This window comes from Janthinobacterium sp. ROICE36, assembly GCF_002869965.1.
In the GTDB taxonomy this organism is placed as follows: domain Bacteria; phylum Pseudomonadota; class Gammaproteobacteria; order Burkholderiales; family Burkholderiaceae_D; genus Janthinobacterium.
In genome coordinates this window covers 48,439-74,027 of record NZ_PEBS01000010.1, presented here as the reverse complement: position 1 = coordinate 74,027, position 25,589 = coordinate 48,439, and the positions used below count along the sequence as shown (strand labels likewise).

The following is a 25,589-nucleotide window of genomic DNA, read 5'->3' as shown; positions in this document are numbered from 1 at the left end:
TCATACTCGCCTGAAGTGACTTACTTGGTGCCGAAGATGCGGTCGCCGGCATCACCGAGGCCCGGCACGATGTAAGCGTGGTCATCCAGGTGCGAATCGAGCGAGGCGCAGAACATCTTGACGTTCGGGTGCGCGTTCTGGAATACGGTCACACCTTCCGGTGCGGCCACCAGCGCCAGGAAGATGATCTGCTCGTCCGTCACGCCCCGCTTCTTCAGCACGTCGACGGCATACACGGCCGAATTGCCGGTGGCCACCATCGGGTCGCACAGGATGAAAGTGCGTTCATTCAAGTCCGGCAGGCGCACCAGGTATTCCACGGGCATGTGGGTGGTGGGATCGCGGTACACGCCGATGTGGCCCACGCGCGCCGATGGCACCAGGTTCAGCAAGCCATCGCTCATGCCGATGCCGGCGCGCAGGATGGGGACGATGGCCAGTTTCTTGCCGGCAATGACGGGCGCGTCGATGGTCACCAGCGGGGTCGTGATTTGGCGCGTAGTCAGCGGCAAGTCGCGCGTGATTTCATAGCCCATCAGCAAGGTGATTTCCTTCAGCAATTCGCGAAAGGTGCGCGTCGACGTATCGTGCTCGCGCATGTGGCTCAGCTTGTGCTGGATCAAAGGGTGATCGGTAATGAACAAATTCGGAAAGCGTGGATCTTGTTTCATATTGTTGTACTTTCTCTGCTCTCTGGCGCGGCGGCAAGCATGGCCGCAGGCGCGCTGTGTGTCGTTAAAATGAAGGATTGCCACATTATCCCCGCCCACAGCCCGCCTGTGGCCTGAATTTTCGAATTAATCGGATTTATCGGGGTCAATACTCGCGCAGCGCGCGCGCCAGGATGGCCGCGCAATCGGTGCCCGCCGGCAAGCGGCCATACGCGCCGCCCGGCGCTTGCACCAGCCGCGATTGCAGGAATGCCTGCGCGATGAAGGGCGGTGCATGGCGCAGTAGCAACGCCGCCTGCACGGCCAGCACGATGCGCTCGGATAATTGCCTGGCGCCGAATTCATCCGTCTGCGGCCCGTCCAGTTCGCTCAGCAAGCGCGTCCGGTACTCGGCAAAGGCGGCGTCGGCATCGCCGGCCAGCGCCAGCTCGGCCGCCAGGGCGTCGCGCGCGGCCGGCGACTTGCCGAAGGCGCGCAACACGTCGAGGCACATGACGTTGCCCGAACCTTCCCAGATCGAGTTGACGGGCAGTTCGCGGTACAGGCGCGCCAGCGGCGCATCCTCGACATAACCGGTGCCGCCCAGCACTTCCATGGCTTCCGCGCCGAAACCGGGGCCACGCTTGCAAATCCAGTACTTGCCGGCCGGCGTCAGCACGCGCGCCAGCATGGCTTGCTGCGGATCTTCCTTTTCATCGAAGCAGCGGGCCAGGCGCAGCGCAAAGGCCGTGGCGGCTTCCGATTCCAGCGCCAGGTCGGCCAGCACGTTTTGCATCAAGGGCTGTTCGGCCAGCGGCTTGCCGAACACGGCCCGCTGGCGCGCATGGTGCAGCGCTTGCGTCAGGGCGGCGCGCAGGATGGCGGTGCTGCCCAGCACGCAATCGAGGCGCGTGTGGCTGGCCATTTCCAGGATGGTGGGTATGCCCCGTCCCGGCTGCCCCACGAGCCAGCCGTAGGCGTTGGTAAATTCCACTTCCGACGAGGCATTCGAGCGGTTACCCAGCTTATCTTTCAGGCGCTGCACGCGAATGGCATTGCGGCTGCCGTCGGGCAGGTAGCGGGGCAGGAAGAAGCACGACAATCCGCCCTCCTCCGCCTGCGCCAGGATCAGATGGGCATCGCATTGGGGCGCTGAAAAAAACCATTTGTGGCCGACGATGCGCCAGGCGCCGCCAGCCTCGTCGCCGAACAGGGCGCGTGCCTCGTCAGGCGGCACGGGCACGGCGCGCGTGGTGTTGCTGCGCACGTCCGAGCCGCCCTGCTTTTCCGTCATGCCCATGCCAACCAGGGCGCCGCGTTTCTGTTCCACCGGCAAGGAGCGGGGATCGTATGTGCGCGACAGGATCTTCGGCAACCAGCGGGCGGCGATTTGCGGCAGCTCAAGGGCCTGGCGCAAAGCCGGCACCGAGGCATACGTCATCGTCACGGGACACTGCGTGCCGTTTTCCACCTGTCCCACTAATAGATAGGCGGCCGCGCGCGCCACCTGGGCACCAGGACCGGGCGACGCCCAGGGCGACGCGTGCGCACCGGCGCCCACGAGGATATCCATCAGGGCATGCCAGGCCGGATGGAACAGCACTTCGTCGATGCGGCGCCCGGCCCGGTCGAACTGCTGCAGTTCAGGCGTGTGGATATTGGCCAGGCGCGCCAGCGCGTAGGTCTCGGCACGGCCCAGCTTTTCGCCCAGCGCGTCGAGCTCCTGCAGCGCCGCGCCGCCGCCCTCGCGCAGCAGCGCTTCGATCAGCGCCGGGTCGCAGGCAAACAGATTGACGTTTTCAAAGGGCGTGGCCTGGTTGAAAACGTCATGCGTGTCAAAGGCATTCATGGGGTCTCCTGCGATTTGTTATCATGGCGCCCTTGCCGTCGTTGGCGCACCGTCAACACCGTCTGCCAGCCAGACTAGCGCAAAGCGCATGACACGGCAAGCGCGCCTATGCAAGCAAGTGCAGATAAATGTTTCCATGCGAAATGAAAATGCCTGCGTATGTCGCACGCGATGATTTTCTTCATGGAAGGCAGGAATATTTGCAAAACCTGAAGCAATGTTGCTCTATTTCATGTAATAGGGGGCTTTTCAATGATACATTTCGTGTGGATCGCGTTCCGATAGTTGCCCTCCGGCCCGCTATGCCGCACGTAGCGCATGATGCAGTCTTTCCGTTGGCGCCCTGCCCTGCAGCGAGCGCCGGCACTGATAATAAAAAGGTAAAAGCCAGCACGATGTTTTCCAGTACCCCATCCGCCGCCCATCGCGAGGCACGCCACGAGTTGGACAACCTCATGGAAGAGGCAGGCGACGTCGTGTTCCGGCTCGATACGGACGGCCTGATTCTGTTCGCCAGCAAGCGCGCAGCCGCCCTTTTCGGCGCGCCATCGGGCCTGGCCGGCCACTTGCTGCTGCCGCTGGCGGCCGAAGCGTCGCGCGCGGCGCTGCAGGCGGCGCTGGAAGATTCCCTGGCCGAACCGGGCCGCCTGGAAGTGCGCCTGCAAACGCCAGACCAGGAGATCTGGTTCGAGCTGCGCCTGTCTTCTTATATGAACGGGGACGGCATCGCCGAATTACTGGTGGTCGGGCGCGACACCTCGGCCCAGCACAACACGGAAGACCGCTTGCGCCACATGGCCACGCACGATGCGCTGACGGGGCTGCCGAACCGCCTGCTGCTGTCGGACCGCATCCGCATGGTCATCGCCCAGGCGGCGCGTTCGGGCCAGGGCTTTTCCGTGGCCACCATCGGCCTCGATGGCTTTAAAAAGGTCAACGATGGCCTGGGCCACCCCGTCGGCGACGCCGTGCTGCGCCTGGCCGCCGCGCGCCTGCGCAAAACCCTGCGCGACAGCGACACTCTGGCGCGCGTGGGCGGCGATGAATTCGTCGCCGTGCTGCCAGGCAGCGCCACCGATGCGCAAATCAAGCTGGTAACGGGCCGCCTGCTGGCGACCCTGCAAGCGCCGTTCGAAGTCGATGGCCATACGATTTACGTGGGGGCGTCTGTGGGCGTGGCTATCTACCCGCTGCACGCGGAAGATGAAGTGCGCCTGGTGGCGCTGGCCGATGCGGCCATGTCGCGCGCCAAGGAAACGGGCAAGGCCCGCTGCCTGGTCTACAGCCCGCGCCTGAATGGCCCGTCGGAACACGATATCTCGCTGGAAGCGGCCATGTTCCAAGCCGTGCGCGAAGGCGAATTCCTGCTGTTCTACCAGCCCATCGTCGATGCGCACACGCGGCAAATCCAGGGTTTCGAAACCCTGATGCGCTGGAAGCACCCGACCCTGGGACTGGTGCCGCCCGTGCGCTTTATCCCGATCGCCGAAGCCAATGGCCTGATCAACCTGCTGGGCGCCTGGGCGCTGAAGGCAGCCTGCGTGCAGCTCAAGCAGTTCCAGGAAGTGGCCAAGCGGCCGCTGTACATCTCCGTCAACATCAGTCCGCGCCAGTTCCGCAACGACAAATTCCTCGACGTGCTCGATGACGCCATCGCGTTTTCGGGACTCTCCGGCGAACACCTGGTGCTGGAAATTACGGAAGGCACCCTGATGATCGACCCCGTGCACGCGGAAACCATCCTCGTCAAGATGACGGAGCGCCGCGCGCGCATTGCCATCGACGATTTCGGCACCGGCTATTCCTCGCTGGCGTATCTGAAGCGCTTCCCCATTTCCGTACTCAAGATCGACCGCACCTTCATCAAGGACCTGCCCGAATCGAGCAAGGATGCGGCCATCTGCAACACCATTCTCGATCTGGCCAAGCACTTGAATTTGTCCGTGGTGGCCGAAGGCGTGGAAACGGAGGAGCAGATGCATTTCATGGAGTCGCGCGGCTGCCAGTATGTGCAAGGCTATTTGACAGGCAAACCGATGCCGGCCCATGCCGCGTTATCGGCCTTGAGCGAAAAAACCTATGCGGCGCTGGTGCCCACGCCGTCTGCCAATGAACAGCGCGGAGGGGTGCAATGAATCAAGCTCCTTTCACGGTGCCGACACAGCTCGGCAAAAATACCCTGGACCTGTTGTGGGCGCGCACGCGCCAGCAGGGCGACATGCCCGGCTTCGCCAAAGCCATCAGCGCCATCCTGGGCGCCATGCGCGGCGAGGATGACCACGAATTCGACATCACGCAAACGGTGCTGTCGGACCCTGTCCTCACGCACAAGGTACTCAGACTGGCCAACAGCGGCATGTACTCGGCCTTCGGCCAGAGGGTCAACACGGTCTCGAAGGCCGTGCTGGTGCTGGGCATCGACGCCATCGGCCATCTGGCGCTGGGACTGAAACTGATCGAGGAGCTGTCACAGGCGTCGCCCGACTCCGTCAGCGCCCACGTGGAAATGGAAAAGGCCTTGCTGGCCGGGATGGTGGCGCAGCAGGTGGCCACCAGCGCCGGCAGCCTGCAAGCAGAGCAAGCTGTCGTCTGCTCCATGCTGCACACGCTGGGCCGCATGATGGTGACGTTCTACATGACGGACTTCTGGGCCCGCATGCAGGCGCACGCGGGGCCGGGCAACGAGGCGGCCGCCGCGCGCGAAATCCTCGGCCTGTCGCTGCCGGAAGTGGGCTATGCCACGGCCGCCCACTGGGGCTTGCCGCAGCATCTGATCAACGGCATGCGTCCGATGGAGCCGTCGCCCGACAACGTGCCCGTCAGCGGCGCCGACTGGATGGCGGGCCTGTCGACCATGGCGGCGCGCTGCGCCGACTCGCTGTGGCATGACGATGCGGCCGGTGCGGCACAGGTGCATGCACTGATCGACAACTATGCGGGCACCCTGGGCATCACGGCCACCGACCTGGTGGTGGCGGTAGACAAGGCCAAGGCGATGGCGGCGGCCGACCTGTCGATCGCGCCGCTGTCAAAACCGGCCGAACGGCGCGCGCGCCAGCTGGCCTCGACGCGCATGCGCGCCGAGGGCAATCGTGTCCTGATCAGCGGCCTGGCCGACCTGCGCGGCGCCATCGGCAGCGCCAACCCGGGCCAGATGGTCTCGATGGCGCTCGAAACGCTGCACCAGGGCTTTGATTTTTCGCGCTCGGTGGCGTTCGTGCGCAACCACAGGGATCATTTGTACTCGGCGCGCATCAGCATGGGCGAAGGCATGGCCGACCTGCAGGACCTGATGGTGTTTGGCGATGCGTATGAGCCGAACGTATTCCACGCGGCCCTCAATAGCGACCGCGTGATCTTCATCGACAATGCGCGCGACCCGAAATTTGCCGCCAAGCTGCCACAATGGTGGAAAGCCACCCTGTCGGAAGCGCGCAGCTTCGTCGTGCTGCCGCTGTCGGCCAACGGCCACCCGACGGGCTTCCTGTACGGCGACTGGGACGACAGCTTCCCGCCGATTCAATTAAACCAGACGGAATTCAACCTGATCAACGATATCCGGGCGTTACTGGTGCAGTCGGTGGAGATGCGGCAACAACTCGAATTGGTGGCGAACAAGGTTGCATGAGAACACCTGACCAAACCTACTGCGCGTCGGTATAGGCGGCCTGCGATGCTCACCGTACCTTCGTACGGTTGCGCTTCTCAGCCACCTCTCCCTTCCGCTCGCTACGGTTTTGTCAGGTGTCGCAAGCGTCGTTGTTAAACGAGAATACGACCATCATGGGTCGTAGGTCGGATTAGGGCCGCAGGCCCGTAATCCGACAACATTCAGCTTACTTCAACTTCGGCGTACTCACACTGACATTGCCGCATTGCGCGCGGTGCATCAGGGCGTGGTCGATCAGCACCAGCGCCAGCATGGCTTCGGCGATCGGCGTGGCGCGGATGCCCACGCAGGGGTCGTGGCGGCCGAAGGTTTCCACCATCACGGGATTGCCCTCTTTATCGATCGAACGACGCGGCGTGCGGATCGACGACGTCGGCTTGATGGCGATCGAGACACTGATATCCTGCCCCGTCGAGATGCCACCGAGTACGCCACCGGCGTTATTGCCGATAAAACCTTCCGGCGTCAGTTCGTCGCCGTGCTCGGAACCCTTTTGCGCCACAGAGTCGAAACCGGCGCCGATTTCCACGCCCTTGACGGCATTGATGCCCATCATGGCGTAGGCGATGTCGGCGTCGAGCTTGTCGTAGATAGGCTGGCCCAGTCCCACCGGCACGTTTTGCGCAATCACGTCGATGCGCGCACCGATGGAATCGCCGTCGCGGCGCAATTGATCCATGGCCTCTTCCATGCGCGCGATCAGGTCCGCGTCGCCGCTGGCGGCAAAGAACGGATTCGCATGCACGTGTTCCCAGGACTGGAATGGCACGGGAATGTCACCCAGCTGGCTCATGCAGCCCTTGAAGGTGGTGCCGTACTGTTGCAGCAGCCACTTCTTGGCGATGGCCGCCGCGCCCACCACGGGCGCCGTCAGGCGCGCCGAGGAACGTCCGCCGCCGCGCGGGTCGCGCACGCCGTATTTATGCCAATAGGTGTAGTCGGCGTGGCCAGGGCGGAAGCTTTCAGCGATATTGCCGTAATCCTTGCTGCGCTGGTCTTCATTGCGGATCAGCAGCGCGATGGGCGTACCCGTCGTCATGCCCTGATACACGCCGGAAAGAATTTCCACCGTATCCGATTCCTGGCGTTGCGTCACGTGGCGCGAAGTGCCCGGTTTGCGGCGGTCAAGCTCGGGCTGAATATCGGCTTCCGACAGGATCAACCCTGGAGGACAGCCGTCGATCACGCAGCCGATGGCCGGGCCATGCGATTCGCCGAAAGTGGTAACAGTAAACAGTTTGCCAAAAGAATTGCCGGACATAGTAGAAAGTGTGAAAGACTGGAAAACTCAATTCTACCAGCCTGCGGGGCAGGCCATGCCGCTAATGCCACGAGCAGGTCTGATATTGCCACGCATTATCAGCATTTTTAAATCCCATGTTTTTTTTCATATAAAAAACACCAAATATAGGTTGCAATCATGCAATACAGGAAATATTGCACTCCACGGTAGACTTAAAAAAACATTTTGCTTATTAAATAGCTATATACTTGAATCAAAGCGCGCCCACAATATCCGATGCCAATGCGGGTTTGTGTTGCGCCCAGAGCACGTCACAAAATGCCCAGGGCTAGGCGTCGTTGCCGAAGACAGTACGCAAGTACAAGTACGGTAAGGGCAACGCAACAACGCCATGGGCTTTTTTGACGCGCTCGTAAAAACATCGAGTCATCTTGGAGAAGCTATACATGCCCGCACCGATCTTCCCCCTTGACGCAAACAAGGACGATCACGACGACCTGGTATTCCTCGATGAGCAACCAGCGGCGTCGCTGTCCGTCGCACCGCGCAGCGTCTGGCGGGTGATGATCATCGACGACGATGAAGACGTCCACTCCACCACCACTTTCGCCCTGGGCAACCTGGAAATGCAGCACCGCCCGCTGGAATTCGTGCATGCGTATTCGGCCGGCCAGGCGCGCGAACTGCTCAAACATGAAGACGACATCGCCGTCATCCTGCTCGACGTGGTGATGGAACAGGACGACGCGGGCCTGCACCTGGTGCGCTACATCCGCGAAACCTTGAAGATGACGGATGTGCGCATCATCCTGCGCACGGGCCAGCCAGGCTATGCGCCTGAAATCGACGCCATCCGCGATTTCGACATCAACGATTACAAGACCAAGTCCGAACTGACGCGCATCAAGCTGTTTACCACGGTGACGGCAGCCATCCGTTCATACGAGCAGATACGTTCGATCAGCAACAGCCGGCGCGGCCTGGACCGTATCGTCCACGCCAGCACGCAGCTGATGGCGCTGCACGGCGTGCAAAACTTCTCGGCCGGCGTGCTGGCGCAAATCGCCGACCTGCTGGGCATCCGCGCCGACGGCGTGCTGTGCGTGCAGGACTTGCAGGACAACGGCGCCAGGGAGCTGCTCGTCTCGGCCTGCACGGGCAGTTTTTCCAGCTTGCCGCACAGCGCCCTGTGCGGCCTGCAAAACCCGCGCGTGATGGCGGCCATCGAGCACACGCTGGCGCAGCGGCGCAATGTCTACGCGCACGACTACGCCACCCTGTACTTCGCGGGCAAGGCCAGCCGCGACGCGGCCGCCTACCTGGTCCTGCCACGCCCCCTCACCGCCATCGATGAAAGCCTGCTGGAAGTGTTTTGCAGCAACGTCGCCGTGGGCCTGGACAATGTCGAGCTGGTATCGCACCTGCACAATGCCGCCTTTTACGACCAGTTGTCGAAGCTGCCGAACCGCACGCGCCTGGTGGAAATCCTCGACGCCACCCTGGCCGGCCCCGCGCGCGACGACGCCACCCTGGCGCTGGTCGACCTCGACCACTTTGCCGAGACCAACGACGCGCTGGGGCACCAGTTCGGAGACACCCTGCTGGTCGCCGTGGCGGGCCGCCTGCTAACCCAGCTGGGGGCGCAGCTGACGGTGGCACGCCTGGGCGGCGACATCTTTTGCGTGCTGGGCGACTCTTCGCAAGTCAATCCGGCCAATATCCTGGCCCTGTTCCAGCCGCCCTTCAGCATCGATGGCCAGGATGTGCAACTGTCCGCCACACTGGGCCTGGTGCGGCTGGGCGAACATGCGGGCACGGGTGCCGATGCACTGAAGGATGCCGATATCGCCTTGAAACGGGCAAAAAGCCAGCAGCGCGCCGGACACTTCTATTTCTCGCGCAGCATGGGCATTGAAATCCGCGAACGGGTGCGCATGATGCACGCGCTACGCACCGCCTTCAACCAGGACCAGCTGTTTGTCGTCTACCAGCCGCAGATCGACCTGACCACGCGCCGGCCCGTGGGCGCCGAAGCGCTGCTGCGCTGGCAAACGCCGGACGGCAAGTTCATCTCGCCCGACCGCTTCATCCCGATTGCCGAATATTCGGGCATCATCATCGACCTGGGCGAATGGGTGCTGCGCACGGCTTGCCGCGAACTGGTGCTGCTGCGCGAGCAGGGCCACCGCAACTTCGTCATGTCCGTCAACGTGTCGCAAGTACAGTTCCGCCATCCGCTGTTTTTGGAAATGCTGCGCGTGGCGCTGGAAGAGACGCAGGCGCCGCCCGAGTTCATCGAACTGGAAATCACGGAATCGATGGCCATGGAAGAACCGGACATGCTGATCAAGATGTTGTGGCAGATCAAGCAGACGGGCGTGAGCATCGCCATCGACGACTTCGGCACGGGTTTTTCCTCGCTATCGTATTTGCAGCGCCTGCAGGTCGACCGCCTGAAAATCGACCGTGCCTTCGTCACCGAGATCACGGGCTCGGCGCGCGGCAGCAGCATCGCCGAAATGGTCATCCAGCTGGGCCGCAACCTGGGCCTGGCCGTGATCGCCGAAGGGGTGGAAGATGAGCGCCAGGCGCAGATACTGCAGGCGCTGGGCTGCCCGATGGCGCAAGGTTTCCTGTTCGCCCGTCCCATGACGGCCACGGCGCTGGGTGCCTGGCTGAACAAAGAGGCGCTGCAGGGCGCTGCATAGGCGGCGCCACGCGCTTCTGCATTGCAAAACGCCGGCAGTGCCGGCGTTGTTATTACTGCATTGCGATTACTTAGTCAGTCGTTTCAGCCGGCCAATCGCGAATGTAAGCTTTCAGCATTTGATTTTCAAAGCTTTGCGCTTCGAGCACGGCGCGTGCCACGTCGTAGAAGGAGATGACGCCCAGCAAAGTCTTCGCATTCATGACGGGCAGGTAGCGCGCATGTTTTTCCAGCATGATGCGGCGCACTTCATTGACCTCCGTATCGGGCGTAACCGTGATCGGGTGGTCATCCATGTGCTTGCGCACGGTGCCGCCACCGATCTGGCCCGCGTTTTCATGCAGCGCGTTCAACACTTCGCGGAAGGTCAGCATGCCGACCAGGTCGCCAAATTCCATGACCACCAGCGAACCGATGTCTTTTTCGGCCATGGTATTGGCCGCGTCAAGCAAGGGTTGGTCAGGCGTGACCGTGTAGAGGATATTGCCCTTGACTTGGAGAATTTCAGATACTTTCATATTGGCCGTCCTGTCCGCGTGATTGGTACTTTAGTTATTCTAGCCCTTACTGCGACTGTAGCCTATGCCTGCGGAAAAATCCAGCCTTGCGCGCAATCAAATCGAGGGCGATTGTCGGGCAACGTTTCATCATGCGCGGCGGCGGAACCAGCCGGCGATAGACAGGCGTTCACGCGCCGTCGGCAGCACCTCGTGCAGCATTTCGTCCGACAGGAACATGGCCATGCGCCCTGCTTCGGGCGCGATATCCACGCTGGGGCCGCCATCGGGCTGCAAACGCAGCGCGCCGCCGTATTCGGGCAGCCAGTCGTCGTTCAGGTACAGCACGACGGACACGGTGCGCTTGTCGTCGTCGCGGAACCGATCCAGATGGGCCCGGTAAAAGGCGCCCGGCGCATACAGGGCGAAATGGCTTTCGTACTCGTCCAGCCCCAGGAACAGCTCACGGTTGAGTACCTGGCGCAATGCTTCCATGTGTGCCAGATAGCGGTCGCAAGCCTCTGAACGGCCCGCCTCCAGCCATGCGATATGGTCGCCGCGGATATCCGGCTGCAGCAGGGGCGCATGGCCGCTGCCCACGCCGGCGCCTTTCATCTTGCCGCTGAGCAAGGACTGCACGCATTCGGCGGCCAGCTGGCGGCTGAGTTCATGGGAAATAAAATGTTCCTGCATGAGCCAGCCTGCGCGGCACAGGCCGTCGACGATAGATGGTCCGGGCACGGCAAGAGAGCCGTCGAACGATATTGCGGGCATAGAATCTTTCCTGGTGGACATGCATGGGAGTGCGCCTGAAGCCCAGGATTTCGTTCGTTTGCAGCTGCTTCCTGGCGGTGCGGCGCACGCGCGAAGGTCGAACAGCCCGAATATCACTGACACGGCATCCTACCACCGCCACGCGGAGCCGGTCGTTTTTTTCGACTTCAAGTGATACGCGCCGCCCGCCAGCACGGCATCATGCGCCCTGCACGCGAGCCCTTTTACTCAGCGGCAAATCAGGTTACGATCTTGCCACTATAAAACTTGGCGGAGACACCATGAGCGGCCCGAAATACCCCGGTTTCGATACTTTATCCCTGCATGCGGGCGCGGCGCCCGACCCGGCTACGGGCGCGCGCGCCACGCCCATCCATTTCACGTCCTCGTTTGCCTTCAAGAGTTCGGAACATGCGGCCTCGCTGTTCAACATGGAACGGGCCGGCCACGTATATACACGCATCTCGAATCCCACCAACGCCGTACTGGAAGAGCGCATCGCCGCGCTGGAAGGTGGCGTGGCCGGCATCGCGACGGCCAGCGGCCAGGCCGCCATGCACCTTGGCTTATGTACCATCGCCGGCGCCGGCTCGCACATCGTCGCCTCGCACGCCCTGTACGGCGGCTCGCACAATCTGCTGGCCTACACATTAAAACGCTACGGCATAGCCACCACCTTTGTCGACCCGCGCGACGTGGACGCCTGGCGCGCCGCCATCCGCCCAAATACGAAAGTGCTGTTTGCCGAAACCCTGGGCAATCCCGGCCTCGACGTGCTCGATGTCCCGACGCTTGCCGCCCTGGCGCACGAACACCATCTGCCGCTGATGCTCGATTCGACGTTGACCACGCCGTATTTGCTGCGCCCCTTCGAGCACGGCGCCGACCTGGTGTTCCACTCGGCCACCAAGTTTTTATGCGGCCACGGCACGGCCATCGGCGGCTTGCTGGTCGATGGCGGCACCTTCGACTGGCAAACGGCGTACGACAAGACGGGCCGTTTCGCCGAGCTGTGCGAACCGTATGAGGGCTTTCACGGCATGGTCTTCGCCGAGGAATCGACGGTGGCGCCTTTCGCCCTGCGCGCGCGGCGCGAAGGCTTGCGCGATTTCGGTGCCGTCATGAGCCCGCACAATGCCTTCGCCATCCTGCAGGGCATCGAAACCCTGGGCTTGCGCATGGACCGCCACGTGGCCAACACGCGCAAGGTGATCGACTTCCTGCTGGCCAATCCGGCAGTCGAATCCGTGTCCTACCCCGAACTGCCGTCGCACCCCGACTACGCACTGGCGAAAACCCTGCTGCCGAAAGGCGCGGGCGGCGTGTTCACCTTCCGCCTGCGCGGCGACCGCGCGGCGGGCCAGCGCTTTGTCGACAGCCTCAGGATATTCTCGCACCTGGCCAATGTGGGCGACGCCAAGTCGCTCGTCATCCACCCCGCCTCCACCACGCATTTCCGCGTGCCTGACGAGCAACTGGCGCAGGCAGGCATCACGCAGGGCACCATGCGCTTATCGGTGGGCCTGGAAGACGCGGACGATTTGATCGAAGACCTGGCCCGTGGCTTGAAACTGTCGCAGAAAGGCGCCTGAGATGTTATTCACCATCGAGAACACCACCGCCTACTGCTACACGGGCGGCAAACCATACAACCCGGATCAGCCGACGGCCGTCTTCATCCACGGCGCGCAGAACGACCATTGCGTGTGGGCCCTGCAAACGCGTTATTTTGCCCATCACGGCTGGAACGTGCTGGCCGTCGACTTGCCGGGCCACGGGCGCAGCCTGGGTAGGGCGAGGGATAATGTCGCAGAGCTGGCGCACTGGATACTCGCCGTGCTGGATGCAGCTGGCGCGGCCAAGGCCATGCTGATCGGCCACAGCATGGGGTCATTGATCGCGCTGGAAGCGGCATTCCTGGCGCCCGGGAGGATCAGCCACCTGGCCATGCTGGGTTGGACCTACCCGATGAAAGTCTCGCCCGCGCTGCTGGAAACGTCGTTGCACGATGAACAGGCGGCCATCGACATGGTCAATATCTGGTCGCACTCGTCGATCGCGCAAAAACCGTCGTTTCCCGGCCCCGGCTTTTATGCCATGGGCGGCGCGCGGCGCTTGAAACAGCGCATCGCCGCCCTTAATCCCGATCACGTGTTTCATACGGATTTTTATGCCTGCAATGCCTACGCGAACGGCGAAATCGCCGCCGCCTCGGTACACTGCCCCACTTTATTCATTTTCGGCGCGCGCGACATGATGACGCCGCCCAAATCGACCAGGCTGCTGACGTCCAGCATTGCGCATGGCACGGTGGTGCAGGTCGACAGCGGACACGAATTGATGGCCGAGCAGCCCGACGCCGTGCTCGACGCGCTGTTTGCGTTTGCACAAAGCAGCCCGGCATGAGGCCATGGCGCGCACACTTTTTTAGGATAGACGGATGATGTTGTTGAATACCCTGCTCGATGAATTGACTGGCCGCAGCAGCGGCACGGAAGCGGAGCGGCACGAACGCTATAAATGGCTGGAACAGCTGCGCTTCACTAACCCGCTGGCGGACGAAAACGGCCCCATGGCGGGCATTCCGTACTACCAATGGTGCAGGCTGCCGCAGGCGCTCGTCGTGGCGGGCCAGCACACGGACCTGCTGGTCGGCACCACGAGTTCCCAGTACCTGGTCTTCGAGGGCCGCCATGCGGCAGCCTTCGCGGCCGAACTGGGCTTGCAATACGATGCCAACAACCGCATCGACCGCCCCGGTGGCCTCGACGAGTTGCTCGATGCCTACGAAGAGCAGGCGGACGGCAGCTGGACCACCCTGCCGGATGAACCGCCAGCGCCACCGCTGGCCGGCTGGGACGACGTGTACTTCCGCGTGCGCGATCTGAGCGACGGCAGGACCATCCAGAGCGTGACCACCATCGCCTACGAGAGCAGCCGTTTCCCTGGCTACACCCTGCTGGGCACGACCATGGTGGGCGTCGGCGCCATCGTCCACGACGACGAAACGGCGCAGCATTTGCAGCAAATCTTCGCCGACTGGGCCATCCAGCGCGATTGCGCCGATGCCTGTCTGCCAGCATCCGCACCCTGGCCCTGCACGCCGCGCCAGGTGCCGCCCATGCCGCTCGGCACCCCGTTCGATTTCGCCCGCAACCTGACTTACCTGGACTCGCTGCTCGCTGCCTACGGACGCGCGCAGGCGCAGGCACAAATCGACGGTGGCGATAGCGCCTACTGGGCTTGCGCCGCTGCCAGCACGGCCTACCAGGCATTCTCGCTGCGCTACACGGCAGGCTTACCCTTGCCTGACGTGGAAACGGCGCTGGAAACGGCCATCGCCGCCTGCGAAACGGCGCGCGCAGCCCTGGCCGCAGCCTACGATGATGAGGACTTGCCCGCCTTTGATTTCGAACAATTGACGGACTATGCGCGCACCTTGCAGTTGCTGGGCGCGACCCTGCTATTCGGCCGCCACGACCTGGCGGCCCGCCTGGCCGCCCTGCAAACGGCCTTCGATGGCGAAGATGGCGTGTATGAGGCGCTGCTGTCGACCATCGATCCGCAGCGTCCCATGGTCGACGAATGGTATTTCGCCGAACCCTACTCGGCCCTGTTCGACTGCCTGGACGAAGACGATCGCGCGCAGCAGCTCGAGCACCTGCGGCACTACCTGGCCACCTGGCATGGCGCGCTGGTGCAGGAAGACTGGTTCAACGGCCATTTGCGCGCGCAAGGCCTGGGCGGCTACTACGGCCTGTGGGCCTTCGAGGCGGCCGCCGTGGCCAAACACCTGGGACTGGAGCGCAGCACGCTGGCCCATTGGGTCATGCCGCCAGCGCCCTGAATCCCCCGTTCACTTTTAGCTAAATATCCATGATCAATACCGCAGCCCTGTTCAGCACCGCCTTCCTGCCCGGCCAGGCCGGCTTCGACACCGAGACGATTACCGGCCTGGCCGAATGGCGCCTGGACACGCCCATGCTGTTCAAGCTGCTCATCGGCGCCGACACGCAAGCCGTCGCCTGGCCCATCTACGGCGATGGCGAAGACTGCGCCTGCGTGCTGGCCGCGCCGATGGCGCAGGCGCAGGCCAGTTGGCAAGCCCTATGCAGCCTGATGGACAAGCCGCGCGACGCGGCCGCCATCGTCGCGCGCGCCGGCATCAGCACCCTGCTGACGGGCGGCCAGGCGTGGCTGATCCTCGATTGCGTGCAGCTGATCGCGCACGATATCGACACGCCTGAATACGCCGCAGGGCTCGATGCCCTGCGCGCGGAAACGCAAGCCCTGCACCTTGCCCTGCTGCGTGGCGACAAGCAAGCGCTGGCGCCCCTGCTGGCCACCGGTGCTGCATCGCCGGCCACCGGCTACTGGTCCGCCACGGCTGACGCGCAGCTGTCCGATGTCGAAGAACTCGCTACGCAAGATGTAGCGTTCCTGCAAGGCCTTGAAGTACGCGCCTGGGTGGAGGACGCCCTGTGTTATGAAGCAAGCAAGGCCGGACAGCCCGATATCCTGGGCCTGGTTACGCCGTATGGGCGCTGGATCGTGCCGCTGTCGCTGAACGTGGTTGACCTGGACAGCAGCGACGCGGGCTATGGCTGGATCACCTTTGCCACGGCGGGCACGCCAGATGCACACGGCATGCTCGACCTGAACGGCACGGTGGTGCTGCCGCCCGCCCCCGGCGCCCTGTACGTGATCAGCCCCCACCTGGTGCAGCAATACGATCCGGACGGCGCCAGCCGTTTGCTGCGCCTGCCCGACGGCGCCTTGCTGATGGACGGCGTGCACCACATCGGCCAGCGCGAAGACGGCTATATCGACATCGAGCGTCAGACGCACGATGACGAGCGCAATGTCTGCGGCGTGATCGACGCCACAGGCAAGGTGGTACTGCCGATTGCCTACAGCTCCGTGCAGGATTTCGGCAAGAAAAATAAGATCGCCATCGTCAGCCAGCGCATCGCCGGACGTTCCTTGTTCGGCCTGGTCAATAGCCAGGGCGAGTTGCTGGCGCCATGCCAGTACGAAGCCATCGATAGCGCCACCACCTCGTCGCCGCCCAGGCTGCGCAAGAACCTGATCTTCGCCATCGATGCGCAAGGCCTGGCCTGCATGCTGACCCTCAATGGCAAGCAGGCGTTTACGCCGCTGTACCCGCCCGCCCACCATTTGCGCGGCGTGGCCGTGCAAAGCGACTTTTTATATGTCGTCAAGGAGGGCATGGCCTGGAGCATGGATTTCACGGGCCAGCTGCTGGAGCAGCTCGACACCGTGGAGAACTTCAAGGCGGCCATCACGGCCCAATTGAGCGAGGCCATGGGACTGGGCAAGAAGAAAGCGGTGCCGCGCAACAGCTTTACGCCGGCGCAGATCCTGGCACAGGCCGACCGCGAACAGTTGCGCGTCATGGCCGCCCTGCTCTTTCTGGGCGATGCGGAACTGGCCGGGCGCTGCGTGGACATCACGCTGGAAGAACTGGCGCAGGATGACCCGGAAGAAGAATACGAAGGCGATACGCCTGCGGCGGCCTGCTTCTTCCTGCTCTGGTGCACCGCCGCCGATGTGCTGGGCCACGGAGCCACCCTGGACTGGAAATCGGTCGATGAAGTGCCGCGCATCGCCCAGCATATCGAACTGCCCGCGCTGCGGGACTTCCGCTGGGCGGACCGCGAAGACGGCGACGCCATGGCCGAGGGCCTGGCCGCCATCGCCGCCCATTTGGCGCCGCATCAGCTGCGCCTGGTCAACCTGCACGGCGGCGAAGACACGTATTACTTGGGTGTGGTGCGGGCGCAGGATGCAGCCGCGTTCAGCAAGGTGGCGCTGCAGGCGGCCTTGCGGCCCGTGTTACTGTGATTTATCCAATACAAGGAATCCATGCACGCGAAAAAATTCATCGATGCTGTCGTCGCATCCAATACGTCGCTGCTGGCCTTGTATGCGCAGGGACGCCAGGGACAGACGCGGCTTGGCACCCTGCTCGACGCACTGGCACTGGCCCAGGCCCAGCGCGAGCAAATCCTGGCCTTGATCAAGCTAGCGATCGATGACGCCACGTACCAGCTGGTGTGCGGCATCGAGGGCAGCGCTTCGCTGGGCGACAGCCAGCAAGAATACACGCTGCTCGACGAAGAGGGCCATACGCTGACGGGCGCGCTCGATGCGCTGCTGTATGACAGGCTGAACACCTGATCGACCGTCAGGCGCAGCGCACTTCGCCGAAATGCTGCGCCAAAGTCAGACCTAATCCCTGCTCCACGGCGTTTTCCACCTGCGCCGCCAGCGCGGCCGCCTCGATGGCAGCCTTGATGTCGCGCTCGTTGGTGGAGCCGGCCGGATAGCCGGAATTGACGCGCATGCCGCCGAAGACGAATAAACGGTAGACATCGGCCAGGCTGATGCGGTTGACGTTGCCCAGCAAGACCCAGTGGTCGGAACTGTCGGCCACGCGCTTGCCCCACTGCACGCGCACGGCGCCATCCACGTTGACTCGTCCCACCCAGCCCTGCTGCACCATCTTGTCGAGCAGGGTTTCCATCTCTTCGAAGCCCAGGCGCGTGCTGCGGCGAATCTCGGCGGCGCCCACCAGGGCCGAATCGGCGCAGTGGCAGGCCTGATGCAGCACCTTCAAGATGGCGACGGCATCGACGAATTCGCTGCCCGGCGCCGCCTCGTACCACCAGCGTTCATATTTCACGACGGGCAAGGCGGCCACCAGCAAGGCGCCCACCAGGGTGATCATCCAACTCAGGTAAATCCACACGAGGAACAGCGGCAAGGCGGCCAGCGCGCCGTAGATGCGCGAATAGGTGGGGAACTCCTGGATGAATTCACCGAAGCCCCGCTTGGCCACCTCGAACGCCAGCGCCGCCAGCAAGCCGCCCCAGGCCGCGTCGCGCCAGTCCACGTCGCGGTTCGGCACGGCGATGTAGAGCAGGGTAAACGCCAGCATGGTCAGGCCGATCGATACCAGCGTATAAAACACGGCGCCGATGAAAGGCACGGCGCCCACCACGCCGCTGGTGGCCATGAAGAGGCGCGAGGTCACCGTCAGCGAGACGCCCACCAGCAGTGGCCCCAGTGTGACGATGGCCCAGTAGACGAGCAGGCGTTTGCTCCAGCGGCGTTCCTGGCGCACGCGCCAGATGCGGTTGAAGACGCGTTCGATCAAGCCCATCATGCCCACCGAGGTGACGATCAGGGCGCCCGCGCCGATGGCCGACAGGCGCGTGGCTTTCGAGGCGAACGTCGTCAGATAGCCAAGGATGGTGTTCGAAATCCCCTTGGGCATCACGCTTTGCACGAAATAATCTTCCAGCGCGTGGCGGAAGGTATTAAACAGGGGGAAGGTGGTGAAGATGGCCAGCGCCAGGGTCAGCAGCGGCACCAGCGCGAACACGGTGGCGAAGGTCAGGCTGCCGGCCACCTGGGGCAGGCTTTCCTCGCGCACGCGGCGGCGCGCGAACTGCAGCAGGTCGCGCGTTTCGGACCAGGTCAGGCCGCGCACGACGGCCAGCCCCATGCTCAGGGCGCGCCACAGGTATTGAAAGAACGGGAGTATATATTTTGAAAACATGTGCAAAATCAGAACGGCGCCATGACAGCAGTCGTATCAGGCTGTAAAGCGCCCTATAATACCAATGATGAAGCCAACCAATCTGATTATTCTCGTCTTGTTTTATTCACGCCATGGCGCCACGCGCCAGTTGGCCGAGCTGATAGCCCAGGGAGTGGAAAGCGTGCCTGGCTGCGATGCGCGCCTGCGCACCGTGCCCGCCGTCTCGACGGTGGCCGAAGCGACGGCGCCCGAGGTGCCGCCTGATGGCGCTCCTTATGTGGAACTGGAAGACTTGCAGGACTGCGCTGGCCTGGCCCTGGGTTCGCCCACGCGCTTCGGCAACATGGCCGCCGCCATGAAGTACTTCTGGGATGGCACGGCCAGCGACTGGCTGTCCGGCAGCCTGTCCGGCAAGCCCGCCTGCGTGTTCACGTCCACGGGCAGCCTGCACGGCGGCCAGGAATCGACCCTGCTGTCGATGATGATCCCCCTTTTCCATCACGGCATGCTGGTCATGGGCCTGCCCTACACGCATGCAGAACTGATGACGACATCCACGGGCGGCTCGCCGTATGGCGCCACGCACTGGTCGGGCATCGCTGGCGACAAGGCCTTGAGCGACGATGAAAAACGCCTGGCCATCGCCCTGGGCCGGCGCCTGGCGGAAAACGCCGCGAAACTGGCAGGCGCATGATGCACGGCGCACTGCACAAGTATTTTCACTGGGGCGCCATCGCCAGTCTGGTCACCCTGATCGTCTGGTGCCTGCTGTGGGAAACCGTCGTCGCGCCGCTGCAGCCGGGCGGCTCCTGGGTCGTGCTGAAGGCGGCGCCCCTGCTCATTCCCCTGTATGGCGTCATCAAGCGCGACGTCTACACCCTGCAATGGTCGTCGATGGTGATCCTGCTGTATTTTACAGAGGGCGTGGTGCGCGGTTACAGCGACACGAATCCCGTCTCTGCCCTGATGGCCTGGGGCGAGGCGGCCATCGTCTGCATCTACTTCTTTTGCGCCGTGCTGTATCTGCGCCCGTATAAAAAGGCTGCCAAGCGCATGGCCAGGGAACTGCTGGAAAAAGTGAATAAAGTGAGCATCAAGAAATGAGCGAACAGACTATGCGTGAACAAACCGATTTCCTCGCCGCCTGCCGCGACCTGCTGGGCGCAGCGTATGTATTGACGGACCACGCCGACACGGCGCCCTTCCTCACCGACTGGCGCGACAGGTTGACCGGCAAGGCCCTGGCCGTGCTGCGCCCCGCCACGGTGGAACAAGTGGCAGGCGTGCTGCGCGTTTGCGCGCAATGGCGGATTCCCGTCGTGCCGCAAGGCGGCAATACGGGCCTGGTATTGGGCAGCATCCCCGACGACGCGGGCACGGCCATCGTGCTGTCGCTGGCGCGCCTGAACAGCATCCGCGCGCTCGACCCCGTCAACCGCACCATCACGGTGGACGCGGGCTGCATCCTGCAAACCATCCAGGAAGCGGCCAGCGCCGCCGGCTGTCTGTTCCCCCTGTCGCTGGCGGCCGAGGGCAGTTGCACCATCGGCGGCAACCTGGCCACGAATGCGGGTGGCACGGCCGTGCTGCGTTACGGCAATACGCGCGAGCTGTGCCTGGGCCTGGAAGTGGTCACGCCGCAAGGCGAAATCTGGAGCGGCTTGCGCGGTTTGCGCAAGGACAATACCGGCTACGACTTGCGCGACCTGTACATCGGCGCCGAGGGCACCCTGGGCGTCATCACGGGCGCGGTGATGAAACTGTATCCGCAGCCGAAAGCCTGCATCACGGCGCTGGCCGCCATGCCCTCGCCGGCCCACGCCCTGCGTTTGCTCTCGCTGATGCAGGACCATTGCGGCGCCAGCCTGACGGGTTTTGAATTGATGTCGCAGTATTGCTTGCAACTGGTGGCGCAGCAGTTCCCCCAGCTGCCGCGCCCATTTACCTGCGCGCATGGTCAGTACGTGCTGCTCGAATTATCCAGCAGCCAGTCCGAGGCGCACGCCGTGCAATTGCTGGAAGCGAGCATCGGCGCGGCGCTGGAAGAAGAGTTGATCGAAGACGCCGTCGTCGCCAGTTCCGTGGCCCAGTCCGAAGGCCTGTGGCAGCTGCGCGAACACATTCCGCTGGCGCAGGCGCAGGCGGGCAAGAACATCAAGCACGATATCTCGCTACCCATTTCCTGCATCGCCGATTTCATTGCCGTCACGGACGTGGCCCTGGAAACGGCCTTCCCCGGCTGCCAGCTGGTGTGCTTCGGCCACCTGGGCGACGGCAACCTGCATTACAACGTGGCGCCGCCGCCCGGCATGACGGACCAGGATTTCCTGTCCAACCAGGACGCCATCAACCGCATCGTGCACGACAGGGTAGCAGGCTTTGGTGGTTCGATTTCGGCCGAACACGGCATCGGCGCCCTGAAAAAGGACGATCTGGCGCGCTACAAGTCGCCGCTGGAATTGCAGCTGATGCGCGCCGTGAAACAGGCGCTGGACCCGCAAAACATCATGAATCCGGGGAAAATCCTGTGAAATCGCCGTCCCTCCTGCTCTGCGCCATGGCCTTGCTGGCCGGCTCCGCCCGTGCGCAGGACGTCTACAAATGCGTGCAGGATGGCCAGACCAGCTACAGTGCCACGCCCTGCACGGGCGGCCAGCTGCAAATCCTGGAAATCCCCTCGCCCCCGCCCGCCGTCGACAAGGGCGCGGCCACGCGCCAGCAACGGGTGGCCAGCCAGCTGGAGGCGGCACGCAAGAAACAGGAAAATCTGGCAGACCAGGCGCGCGAACGGGCCGCCAAACAGCTTGAAGCGCGAGACAAGCATTGCGCCCAGCTGCGCCTGGAGCAAAAATGGGCGGCGCAGGACGCCGTCGGCGCAGGCGACAGGAACCGCGACGCGGCGCAACTGAAATCGCGGCGCGCCGGCGAACGCCTGGCCGTCGAATGTCTGAATTGAGTGCACCGCTGGCCAGAGCGGCGACGACGCGCCTGCTGTCGCGCTGGCTGCTACTGGGCGAATGGCGCGCGCATCCCGTGCGCGCCCTTGTCGCCATCCTGGCCATCGCCATCGGCGTGTCGCTGGGCTTTGCCATCCATTTGATCAACGCGGCCGCCTTCAATGAATTTTCCACGGCCGTCAAAAGCCTGTCCGGCCAGGCCGACGTGCAAGTGGCCGGGCGCGAAGCGCTGTTCGACGAAGCCATCTACCCCTGGCTGGCGCAACGCGACGGCGTGGCCATGGCCTCGCCCGTGCTCGACCTGCAGGCCGCGGTGGCCGGCAAGACTGACGGCGGCCCGCTGCACATCCTGGCGTTCGACGTCTTCCGCGCCGGCTTCATCTCGCCCGACCTGATCGGCGCACCCGCCGAGGGCCACCCTTTCGACACGCTGGCCGACGACGCCCTCTTTTTATCGCCGGCCGCCTTGCGCTGGCTGAACGTGGCGCAAGGCGACAAGATTGCCCTGCAATCGGGCACGGGCACGGGCACGGTGTCGCTGCGCGTGGCCGGTTCGCTGCAGCGCGCGCGCGCCGGCCAGCGCATCGCCGTGATGGATATCGGTGCGGCGCAGTGGCGCTTCAACAAGCCGGGCAAGCTGTCGCGCATCGACTTGAAACTGCGCCAAGGGGTCAACCGCGATGCCTTCCAGGCGGGTCTCTCGCGCGCGCTGGAAGCGCAGTATCCGGGACGTTTCCAGGTGGGCCAGCCGAATGACGAAAACCAGAATAGCCGCAACAATAACCTCAGCCGCGCCTACCGGGTCAATCTGACGGTGCTGGCCCTCGTCGCCCTGTTTACGGGCGCCTTTCTGGTGTTTTCCACGCAGGCCTTGTCCGTCATCCGCCGCCGCGGCCAGTTCGCGCTGCTGCGCGTGCTGGGCATGGAGCGGGGCCAGTTGCTGCGCCAGGTGCTGCTCGAAGGCGCCAGCCTCGGCGTGGTCGGCGCAGCGTTGGGCATCGCTGGCGGCTATGCCATGGCGGCCGTCGCCCTGCGCTTCTTTGGCGGCGACCTGGGTGCCGGCTATTTCGCGGGCGTGCAGCCGCAAGTGCAATTCACGCCCGTCGCCGCCTTCGTGTATTTTTCCCTCGGCCTGGGTGTCGCCTTGCTGGGCTGCGCGGCGCCCGCGCTGGAAGCGGCGCGCGCCGCCCCCGCCATCGCCCTGAAATCGGGCAGCGAAGAAGTCGTGACGACGCGCCTGGCGAAAACCTGGCCCGCGCTGGCCTGTTTGCTGCTGGCGGGGGCCCTGACCTTGCTGCCACCCGTCTTCGAGCTACCCCTGTTCGGCTATCTGTCCATCGCCCTGCTGCTGATAGGCGCCATCGCCCTGATGCCGCAGCTGGCGGCCGTGGCCTTCCGTTTACTGCAGCGCGCCTGGCTGCGCACGGAAACGAGCAAGCACGCGCCCGTGCGCAGCCTGACCCTGTCCCGGCTGGCGAACGCCTCGGGCCAGGCCGGCATCGCGCTCGGTGGCGTGCTGTCGAGCTTTAGCCTGATGGTGGCGATGGCCATCATGGTGTCGAGCTTCCGCGTTTCCGTCGACGACTGGCTGTTGCAGATCTTGCCGGCCGACGTGTATGCGCGCACGGCCGCCAGCGGCGGCACGGCGGGCCTGCATCCACGCGAACAGGCGAGCATCACTGCCCTGCCCGAGGTGGCCAGGGTGGATTTCCAGCGCCTGCGCTCGCTGTCACTGGCGCCGGACCGCCCGAATGTGGTGCTGCTGGCGCGCCCCGTCAACCTGGCCGATCCGGGCAAAAGCATGGTGCTGGTGGGCGAGACCCTGCCCGTGCCGGATGGCGCGCAAGCCGTGTGGCTGTCCGAGGCGGCGGCCGACCTGTACAACCACAAGCCGGGCGACAGCATCAAGCTGCCGCTGGCGGGCGGCTTACACCAGTTCTTCGTCGCCGGCATCTGGCGCGACTATGCGCGCTCTTCCGGCGCCATCCAGATGCCGCTGGCCGACTACCGCGCCCTGACCGGCGACCTCGATGTCAGCGATGCAGCCCTGTGGCTGGCCAAGGACGCCACGGGCGAGCAGCTGCAGCAGCGCCTGAAAGCCCTTCCGTTTGGCGCCAGCCTGGAAGTATCGAACCCGTCGGCCATCCGCGCCCTGAGCCTGCAAATCTTCGACCGCAGCTTTGCCGTCACGTATTTACTGGAAGCCATCGCCATCGTCATCGGCCTGTTCGGCGTGGCCGCCACGTTTTCCGCGCAGACCCTGGCGCGCGCCCGCGAATTCGGCATGCTGCGCCACGTGGGCGTGACGCGCGGCCAGATTTTAGCCATCCTGGCGCTGGAAGGTGGCGCGCTGACGGCGCTGGGCATCGCCACCGGTTTTGTTTTGGGCCTGTTGATCAGTTTTGTGCTGGTCTTCATCGTCAATCCCCAGTCATTCCACTGGACCATGCAGCTGCACTTGCCATGGCCTTTGATCGCCACCGTGGCCGCCGCCCTGCTGACGGCAGCCGCCGCCACGGCCCTCATCGCGGGCCGCCAGGCGCTGTCCGCAGGCCCCATCCGCGCCGTCAGGGAGGACTGGTAATGCGCCGTTTGACTTGTTTGCTGTTGTTCTGCGGCGCAGCCGCCATCGCCGCGCCGCCCGTTTTCGCCCCCGTCACGCCGCTGCCGGCCGGACAAAGCCTGCGCCTGCCGCACGATTTCGGCGCCCATCCCGCGTACAAAACGGAATGGTGGTACGCCACCGGCTGGGTCAAAACCGCCGGCGGAGAACAACTGGGCTACCAGGTGACCTTCTTTCGCAGCGCCACCGCCACGGATACGATGAATCCCAGCGCCTTTGCGCCGAAACAGCTGATCATCGGCCACGCGGCCCTGTCCGACCCGAAGGTGGGCAAGCTGCTGCACGACGAGAAAAGCGCGCGCGAGGGTTTCGGCCTGGCCTACGCCAAGGTGGGCAACACGGATGTAAAACTCGACGACTGGCGCATGCAGCGGCAAGCCGACGGCAGCTACCAGGTCAGCCTGGCCGCGCGCGACTTTAGCTTGCAGCTAACCCTCGCCCCCACGCAGCCCGTGCTGCTGCAAGGCGTTGGCGGCTACTCGCGCAAGGGCGCGCGGCCCGCGCAATCGAGCTACTACTACAGCGAGCCGCAGCTTGCTACCCGTGGCACGATCGCCCGCGCGGGCGGCAAGCCGGAAGCGGTGACGGGCACCACCTGGCTCGATCACGAGTGGTCGAGCCAGGTGCTCGATGCGGACGCCAGCGGCTGGAACTGGATAGGCGCCAACCTCGCTGATGGCGGCGCCCTGATGGCCTTCCAGATCCGCAGCAAGACAGGTGCTAAACTATGGGCGCACGCGACATGGCGCGATGCGTCCGGCAAGATAACGCAGTTCGCCCCCGGCGAAGTCGATTTCACGCCCACGCAGCTGTGGCGTTCGCCCCGCACGCAGGCACAATACCCGGTCGCCACCGAAATCCGAACGGGCGCCACGCGCTGGCAGATCAAGCCATTGCAGCCCGACCAGGAACTCGATTCGCGCCGCTCGACGGGCGCCGTGTACTGGGAAGGCGCCGTGACGGTCGAACGCGATGGCCAGCCGGTGGGCCGCGCATACCTGGAAATGACGGGCTATGTCCAGCCGATGAAGTTGTAAGTACTACCGAATAGG

Annotated in this window: 20 protein-coding genes; 14 read left to right on the top strand and 6 right to left on the bottom strand. The window is 64.0% G+C overall.

Annotated features, from left to right (window positions below; translation table 11 throughout):
- Positions 1 to 20: 20 nt before the first annotated feature.
- Together upp and CSZ94_RS06350 are read right to left on the bottom strand one after the other, a co-directional pair.
- Positions 21 to 671, bottom strand: a complete 651-nt coding sequence (gene upp, locus CSZ94_RS06355) for a uracil phosphoribosyltransferase (RefSeq protein WP_102120739.1) — start codon at positions 669 to 671, stop codon at positions 21 to 23.
- A 145-nt stretch (positions 672 to 816) separates the two neighbouring features.
- Positions 817 to 2,499 carry an isovaleryl-CoA dehydrogenase gene (locus CSZ94_RS06350; protein ID WP_102120738.1) on the bottom strand — a complete coding sequence of 561 codons (1,683 nt, stop codon included), beginning with the start codon at positions 2,497 to 2,499 and terminating at the stop codon, positions 817 to 819.
- Between the two features lie 395 nt (positions 2,500 to 2,894).
- Between CSZ94_RS06350 and CSZ94_RS06345 the strand changes: the two genes are divergently transcribed.
- The gene (locus CSZ94_RS06345; protein ID WP_102120737.1) at positions 2,895 to 4,634 is read left to right on the top strand and encodes a putative bifunctional diguanylate cyclase/phosphodiesterase; all 1,740 of its coding nucleotides are present in this window, start codon (positions 2,895 to 2,897) and stop codon (positions 4,632 to 4,634) included.
- Positions 4,631 to 6,127, top strand: a complete 1,497-nt coding sequence (locus tag CSZ94_RS06340; protein ID WP_102120736.1) for an HDOD domain-containing protein — start codon at positions 4,631 to 4,633, stop codon at positions 6,125 to 6,127. The genes CSZ94_RS06345 and CSZ94_RS06340 overlap by 4 nt, the downstream gene beginning before the upstream one ends.
- Before the next feature lie 208 nt (positions 6,128 to 6,335).
- Here CSZ94_RS06340 and aroC read toward each other — a convergent pair whose 3' ends face one another.
- The gene (gene aroC / locus CSZ94_RS06335; protein WP_102120735.1) at positions 6,336 to 7,430 is read right to left on the bottom strand and encodes a chorismate synthase; all 1,095 of its coding nucleotides are present in this window, start codon (positions 7,428 to 7,430) and stop codon (positions 6,336 to 6,338) included.
- A gap of 428 nt (positions 7,431 to 7,858) precedes the next feature.
- Here aroC and CSZ94_RS06330 point away from each other — a divergent pair, with 428 nt between their 5' ends.
- Complete coding sequence (locus tag CSZ94_RS06330; protein ID WP_102120734.1) at positions 7,859 to 10,120, top strand: putative bifunctional diguanylate cyclase/phosphodiesterase; 2,262 nt, start codon at positions 7,859 to 7,861, stop codon at positions 10,118 to 10,120.
- 70 nt (positions 10,121 to 10,190) lie between these two features.
- On the opposite strand, the gene CSZ94_RS06325 is transcribed toward CSZ94_RS06330, so the two are convergent.
- Both CSZ94_RS06325 and CSZ94_RS06320 read right to left on the bottom strand, forming a co-directional pair.
- Positions 10,191 to 10,637 (bottom strand): CBS domain-containing protein, encoded by a 447-nt coding sequence (locus CSZ94_RS06325; protein ID WP_010398828.1) that lies wholly within the window; start codon positions 10,635 to 10,637, stop codon positions 10,191 to 10,193.
- Positions 10,638 to 10,766: 129 nt separating this feature from the next.
- Positions 10,767 to 11,390 (bottom strand): 2OG-Fe(II) oxygenase, encoded by a 624-nt coding sequence (locus tag CSZ94_RS06320; protein ID WP_102120733.1) that lies wholly within the window; start codon positions 11,388 to 11,390, stop codon positions 10,767 to 10,769.
- Between the two features lie 281 nt (positions 11,391 to 11,671).
- On the opposite strand from CSZ94_RS06320, the gene CSZ94_RS06315 reads away from it, so the two are divergent.
- The 5 genes from CSZ94_RS06315 to CSZ94_RS06295 are packed head-to-tail and all read left to right on the top strand — an operon-like array spanning position 11,672 to position 17,591.
- Positions 11,672 to 12,982, top strand: a complete 1,311-nt coding sequence (locus tag CSZ94_RS06315; protein ID WP_102120732.1) for an O-acetylhomoserine aminocarboxypropyltransferase — start codon at positions 11,672 to 11,674, stop codon at positions 12,980 to 12,982.
- A 1-nt stretch (position 12,983) separates the two neighbouring features.
- Positions 12,984 to 13,796, top strand: coding sequence for an alpha/beta fold hydrolase (locus tag CSZ94_RS06310; protein ID WP_102120731.1), 813 nt, complete (start codon positions 12,984 to 12,986; stop codon positions 13,794 to 13,796).
- Positions 13,797 to 13,830: 34 nt separating this feature from the next.
- On the top strand, positions 13,831 to 15,237 hold the full coding sequence (locus tag CSZ94_RS06305) for a PoNe immunity protein domain-containing protein (protein WP_102120730.1): 1,407 nt from the start codon (positions 13,831 to 13,833) through the stop codon (positions 15,235 to 15,237).
- 29 nt (positions 15,238 to 15,266) lie between these two features.
- Positions 15,267 to 17,255 carry a DUF6630 family protein gene (locus tag CSZ94_RS06300; protein WP_102120729.1) on the top strand — a complete coding sequence of 663 codons (1,989 nt, stop codon included), beginning with the start codon at positions 15,267 to 15,269 and terminating at the stop codon, positions 17,253 to 17,255.
- Between the two features lie 21 nt (positions 17,256 to 17,276).
- Positions 17,277 to 17,591, top strand: coding sequence for a hypothetical protein (locus CSZ94_RS06295; RefSeq protein ID WP_102120728.1), 315 nt, complete (start codon positions 17,277 to 17,279; stop codon positions 17,589 to 17,591).
- A 7-nt stretch (positions 17,592 to 17,598) separates the two neighbouring features.
- Here CSZ94_RS06295 and CSZ94_RS06290 read toward each other — a convergent pair whose 3' ends face one another.
- On the bottom strand, positions 17,599 to 18,975 hold the full coding sequence (locus CSZ94_RS06290) for a YihY family inner membrane protein (RefSeq protein WP_258000808.1): 1,377 nt from the start codon (positions 18,973 to 18,975) through the stop codon (positions 17,599 to 17,601).
- Positions 18,976 to 19,042: 67 nt separating this feature from the next.
- Between CSZ94_RS06290 and wrbA the strand changes: the two genes are divergently transcribed.
- From wrbA to CSZ94_RS06260, 6 genes are read left to right on the top strand one after another with little or no spacing between them, the layout of a single operon-like run.
- Entirely contained in the window at positions 19,043 to 19,651 is a 609-nt protein-coding gene (wrbA, locus tag CSZ94_RS06285) for an NAD(P)H:quinone oxidoreductase (protein ID WP_102120767.1), read from the top strand.
- Positions 19,651 to 20,061, top strand: coding sequence for a DUF2069 domain-containing protein (locus CSZ94_RS06280; RefSeq protein WP_374703563.1), 411 nt, complete (start codon positions 19,651 to 19,653; stop codon positions 20,059 to 20,061). Before wrbA ends, CSZ94_RS06280 begins: the two co-directional genes overlap by 1 nt.
- The gene (locus CSZ94_RS06275) at positions 20,058 to 21,488 is read left to right on the top strand and encodes an FAD-binding oxidoreductase (RefSeq protein ID WP_102120726.1); all 1,431 of its coding nucleotides are present in this window, start codon (positions 20,058 to 20,060) and stop codon (positions 21,486 to 21,488) included. The genes CSZ94_RS06280 and CSZ94_RS06275 overlap by 4 nt, the downstream gene beginning before the upstream one ends.
- Positions 21,485 to 21,913: a DUF4124 domain-containing protein gene (locus tag CSZ94_RS06270; RefSeq protein ID WP_102120725.1), complete on the top strand. Its 429-nt coding sequence runs from the start codon at positions 21,485 to 21,487 to the stop codon at positions 21,911 to 21,913. Before CSZ94_RS06275 ends, CSZ94_RS06270 begins: the two co-directional genes overlap by 4 nt.
- A complete protein-coding gene (locus CSZ94_RS06265; RefSeq protein WP_102120724.1) occupies positions 21,901 to 24,498 on the top strand; it encodes an FtsX-like permease family protein in 2,598 nt (865 codons plus the stop codon). Before CSZ94_RS06270 ends, CSZ94_RS06265 begins: the two co-directional genes overlap by 13 nt.
- Positions 24,498 to 25,574, top strand: a complete 1,077-nt coding sequence (locus tag CSZ94_RS06260) for a lipocalin-like domain-containing protein (RefSeq protein WP_102120723.1) — start codon at positions 24,498 to 24,500, stop codon at positions 25,572 to 25,574. The genes CSZ94_RS06265 and CSZ94_RS06260 overlap by 1 nt, the downstream gene beginning before the upstream one ends.
- Positions 25,575 to 25,589 lie beyond the last annotated feature (15 nt).